2 protein-coding genes are annotated in these 4,556 nt (G+C 63.0%); both read right to left on the bottom strand.

Going from position 1 to position 4,556, the window contains the following annotated elements:
* Positions 1 to 449: 449 nt before the first annotated feature.
* The gene (locus HNQ65_RS04675; RefSeq protein WP_184338305.1) at positions 450 to 3,029 is read right to left on the bottom strand and encodes an O-antigen ligase family protein; all 2,580 of its coding nucleotides are present in this window, start codon (positions 3,027 to 3,029) and stop codon (positions 450 to 452) included.
* Positions 3,026 to 4,501, bottom strand: coding sequence for an MraY family glycosyltransferase (locus HNQ65_RS04670; protein ID WP_184338304.1), 1,476 nt, complete (start codon positions 4,499 to 4,501; stop codon positions 3,026 to 3,028). Before HNQ65_RS04670 ends, HNQ65_RS04675 begins: the two co-directional genes overlap by 4 nt.
* Positions 4,502 to 4,556 lie beyond the last annotated feature (55 nt).

Genomic DNA, 4,556 nt, shown 5'->3' with positions numbered 1-4,556 from the left:
TCTCCCGCGCAGCGAAGTCACTTCAGTTTCATTGGCACGGATTGGCGGAGAGGGATCGTCTCGATCCCTCACGCTCCCTCAAAGCACTGAATTCTCGTGGCTCCACAAAGCCGAACCTCCCGCATTATCCAGCGCCATCGCTCATCCACGATTCCGCGACAGATGGGGGCAAGATGATCCCCATCCGTCTCTGCGGCAAAGCTTCCGGCGCAGAGGGATCGTCCCGATCCCTAACGCTCCCGCACCGTCAAGCGCTCTCACGACTTCACAAAGCCGAACCTCCCGCATTATCCAGCGCCATCGCTCATCCACGATTCCGCGACAGATGGGGGACAAGATGATCCCCCTCCATCGCTGCGGCAAAGCCTCTGGCACAGAGGGATAGTCCCAATCCCTCACGCTTGCGCAACGCCCTGAATTGCGGAGAGCGATCGTCCCGATCCTGCGTGCTAGCGTTTCTGCATGGCCTCGCGCAGGTTTTCCCAGGCGCGGCGGTAGTCCTGCTTGGTCACATACAGGGCCCCGAGCTCCTGGCGCAAGTAGAGCGGGGCATTGGGTTGGGGCACCACTCGCTTCAGTGTGCGGATGGCTCCGTCCGTGTCTCCGTGGGCCTTTTGAGCCTGAAAGAGGTCGGTCGCGCGCCGGATGTCTGTCGGGTCATAGACCAGCGCACGCTCCAGGCTTGGGATGTCCATGTTCGCGTTGGAGCTGGCTCGCGGCACCGGGGTCAGGTAGGGCAGGGTGGTCTGGCAGGCGCGCTGAAACTCTGCATTCCTGGCATAATGCTCTGCCAGGATGCGCCAGCCGTCATCTCTCCACGCCGCGTTGCTTTCCAGCGCGGAGATCAGCGCCTTCTGGTCCCCTAGCTGATACCAGAGGGTGAAAAGATTTTCACGCTGCACCGGGTTGAGCAGCTTCAGGCCTTGCTGTGCGCCTTTCTCGCCGGGGGCATGTTCATTGAGCAGGCTCTGCAGGCAGGATTGGAATTCCGCCTTGTCCTGCACCGTGCGCAGAAATTCAAATTTCAGGTCCGACTTGGTGGCCAGGGACCACAGCGGCCCGCGCAGCACCGGATAGTGGTAGGAGTAGCCCAGCATCTGCCGGTAGTAGCCAAACTCTCCCGGCCCCATGTCCGGTGCACGGTTTAAAAACTCCCGCCAGCCCACCACCGCCAGCTGCGGATCATAGCCCAGCCAGAACACCCCCTCGGTATAGCACAGCATGGCATAGAGGGGCTCCAGGGCGCGGGAGCGGGAGAAGTCTTCCAGCGCCTTCTCCTTCGGCTGGCCCAGCTTCAGGCGCAGGCAGGCGCGCTCGTAGTAGTAGCGAAAATCCATCGGGGCCTTTTCGATCGCCTGGTCCATCAGCGGCAGCGCTCCGGCCGGAGAGCCGGAATCAGCCAGCTTGATCGCACGGTTGCGCAGGGCTTCTGCAGCGCTTTTTCCTGGCAGGAAAGGGTGCCCCAGGGCCACAGCCATCCATGCTGCTCCCAGCGGCAGCAGCAGCACGCCACACACGCGGAAGGCCGTGCGCTCCACCGGGCCTGCGGCTTCCTGCAGCCGGCGCGGGCGGATGGCTATCCCAGCCAGCAGCGCCATGACGAGGGCAAAAGCGTAGCCGTGATTGGGCACATCGCCCATCCCGTGCACCGCGCCCAGTCCAAAGACAATGGCCGCCGCATTCCTCAGCCTGCGGTCCTGCATGCCGGACTTGCGCTTCTTCTTTTTGCCAAACCACGGGCCGGTCGAAATCGCGATCCAGAACACCAGCAGCGCCCCGGGCAGCAGAGTCAGCAGGCCACCTTCCGTCAGCAGCCAGAGCATGTCGCTCTCCGGGTGCAAATATCGGAACCGTGTCGCCGGCAGGTGGGCATACTGCGGAAATACAGCGTCAAAATTCCCCATCCCCACTCCGATCCAGGGGGAATGCAGCGTCATCCTTAGAGACTCCGCATACACCGAGCCCCGGCCATGATCCGACGTGAAATCCTCCAGCCCCCGCGTGGAAAGGCGTTTGGACAGATTCCCCCCTGACATGACCAGAAGAGCCGCGATAATGAAAACCAGCGAGGTGGACACCGCCATCTTTTGGAAGAAGCCCCGCCGCATGGCGATCGTGCCCAACCACGTCGTCAAGCCCAGAAACACCAGGACCAGACCTGCCCGGGAGCTGTTCACATAGAGGCAGGCCGTCGGCGGCACCATCCCCAGCAGCGCAGGCATCCACAGCAGGGATTTGCGTTTGTGCGCGTCATAGGCGGAAGCCGCGCACAGCACGCAGGTCATCGCCGCCAGCGTGCTGGTGTGGTTGCGGTTGGCAAAGGGCCCGAAAGGCTCCCCCCACTCCTGCACATTCCGCGGCCACCACGGCACCGGCAGCCAGCCCATGCCATCCACGATGGACATCAGGCACAGCCCTGCGCCGCCAAAGGTCAGCGTCAGCATCATCGCTCGGCGCTGTACCTCGGAAAAGCCACGCGTCAGGCACCAGCCCAGCCACAGGCAGCAGGCGGCAAATAGGAACCACGCCTCCAGCGCCACACCGGCCTGCGGGGTCAGTGTTTTGGAGAGCTGCATACCCCAGTCCTGCACCATTGTGGCCCTCCAGGCATCCACGGGAAACCACGACTGCGGCAGGAAAACCAGCAGCGGAGCCAGCAGCGCGCACAGCAGCCCGGCCAGTGCCAGGCTGGGGAGGCGGCGCTTTGGCGCGAAGAGGATCATCACCACGGCCGCCATGAGCGTGATCAGGCCCTTGGCCCACGCTTCCTTGCCCCCACCGGCCAGACAGGCCAGGATGGGCACTGACGCAAACACATACCCCTTCCACGCCGGGCCCTCCACCTCGTAGCTGCGGTCGGAGCTGCTGGCGGAATCTTCCTCGGCGTCCGTTTCGTTGGCCGCGACAGGCTCGGGCATGGTCTCGTCCGCCACCAGCAGGGGGCTGCCAGCGGGCCCTGGTGCATCCTCTCCCACGAGCACAGGATGCCGTTTCACTGCTTCTGCTGGCGGGTCGGTTGCTTCTTTCATGCCGTGAGTGCGGTCGGGGGGAGAGGGGCTTCGGGTGTGGTGATGACCTCTGCACCTGAAGGCAGGAGCTGCCATTTTTCACGGCAGCGTTCCAGCGCAGGCAGCAGCACATCCAGGCGCAGATGCCATTCATTCAGGTCGGTATGGTCGTCGGTGCGGTGCACCGTGAATTTCGTCCCCCCGCTCAGGGACAGCAGCTCTGGCACGCTGTCCGCGCGTGCATGCAGGCTCAGTCCCATGCGCTTGAGCCCGTGTTTGAACAAAGTGTCAAAGCTCTGAAAATCATCACAGCGTTCCACTTCAAAATCCAGCACCCGGCCATACGCACGGAAAAACTCCCGCTGCCTCCGCCGCTCCATGGTGCGCACGAACTGCGCACGGAAGTTTGACCAGCTGCGCACGTATCCCAGGTACTTCGCCGCCCCCAGCGCCAGCAGAAACAAAAACGCGCCCACGATCGGCAGCGCCATCCCCTTCGTCATGAGGATGCTCATCCCCACGAGGCTCAGCACCACGCACACCGCATACATGGTGGCCAGCGCACCGCCTTTGGTGTAGCCCAGCAGGATCAGCCGGTGGTGGATGTGCTCCGCATCCGCATTGAAGATGGACACCCCGCGCACCGCCCGGCGCATGATGGCAAAGAAAGTGTCCAGGATCGGCACTCCCAGCGCCACAATGATCACCAGCAGCGCGCCGATGATCGACCCCTTGTTCGACGTGAAGAGGGACACCGAAGCGATGAAAAAGCCGATGAAGTACGCCCCGCCGTCTCCCAGGAAAATCTTGGCCGGAGGCAGATTGAAAATCAGGAAACCTCCCAGCGCACCCGCCATGGCCAGAGACACCACCAGCACATCCGGCTGCCCGCTGTAGTACCCCAGAAAGGCCAGCGTCAGGCACAGGAACAGGCCAAAACCACCCGCCAGCCCGTCCATGCCGTCGATCAGGTTCACAATGTTCGGGATGCTCACCAGCCACAGCAGCGTCAGCGGCAGGCTCCACCAGCCCAGATTGACAGCGCCTTCGCCAAAGGGATTGCTCAGGATGTCGATGGACACCCCCAGCGAGTAGAGGATCAGCGCCGTCCCGATCTGCCCCACCAGCTTCACCCTGGCGCCCAGGGGCTTCAGGTCATCCACAAACCCTACGCTGAAAATCAGCGCATTGCAGATCGCCACCGGCAGCCAGCGCGTCCAGCCCAGCCCGCCGATGTAGCCCGCCACCAGGCATGCCAGACCCACCGCCAGGAAAATCGGCGCGCCGCCCAGCCGTGGGATCGGCTTTGCATGCATCTTACGCCGTGTGTCCGGCTCATCCAGCCCGATCCGTCCGCCGCGCCAGATGATCCACCACACGCCCAGTGCCGAAACCACCAGCGCCCCCGCAAAGTAGCAGAGCATTTCCGTCATAGACACACTCCGTGGCACAAACGGTCCCATGGGAGTGTATTGGATGGCTGGCTCAAGCATACGCGGAGGGGGGCGATCAGGTTAGAAAATCATCGAGCATAAGCGTTTGCTTTTC

The sequence above is a fragment of the Prosthecobacter vanneervenii genome (assembly GCF_014203095.1).
GTDB classification, from domain to species: Bacteria; Verrucomicrobiota; Verrucomicrobiia; order Verrucomicrobiales; family Verrucomicrobiaceae; genus Prosthecobacter; species Prosthecobacter vanneervenii.
The sequence above is the reverse complement of the archived record's forward strand: the minus strand, read 5'-3'. Positions and strand labels throughout refer to the sequence as shown.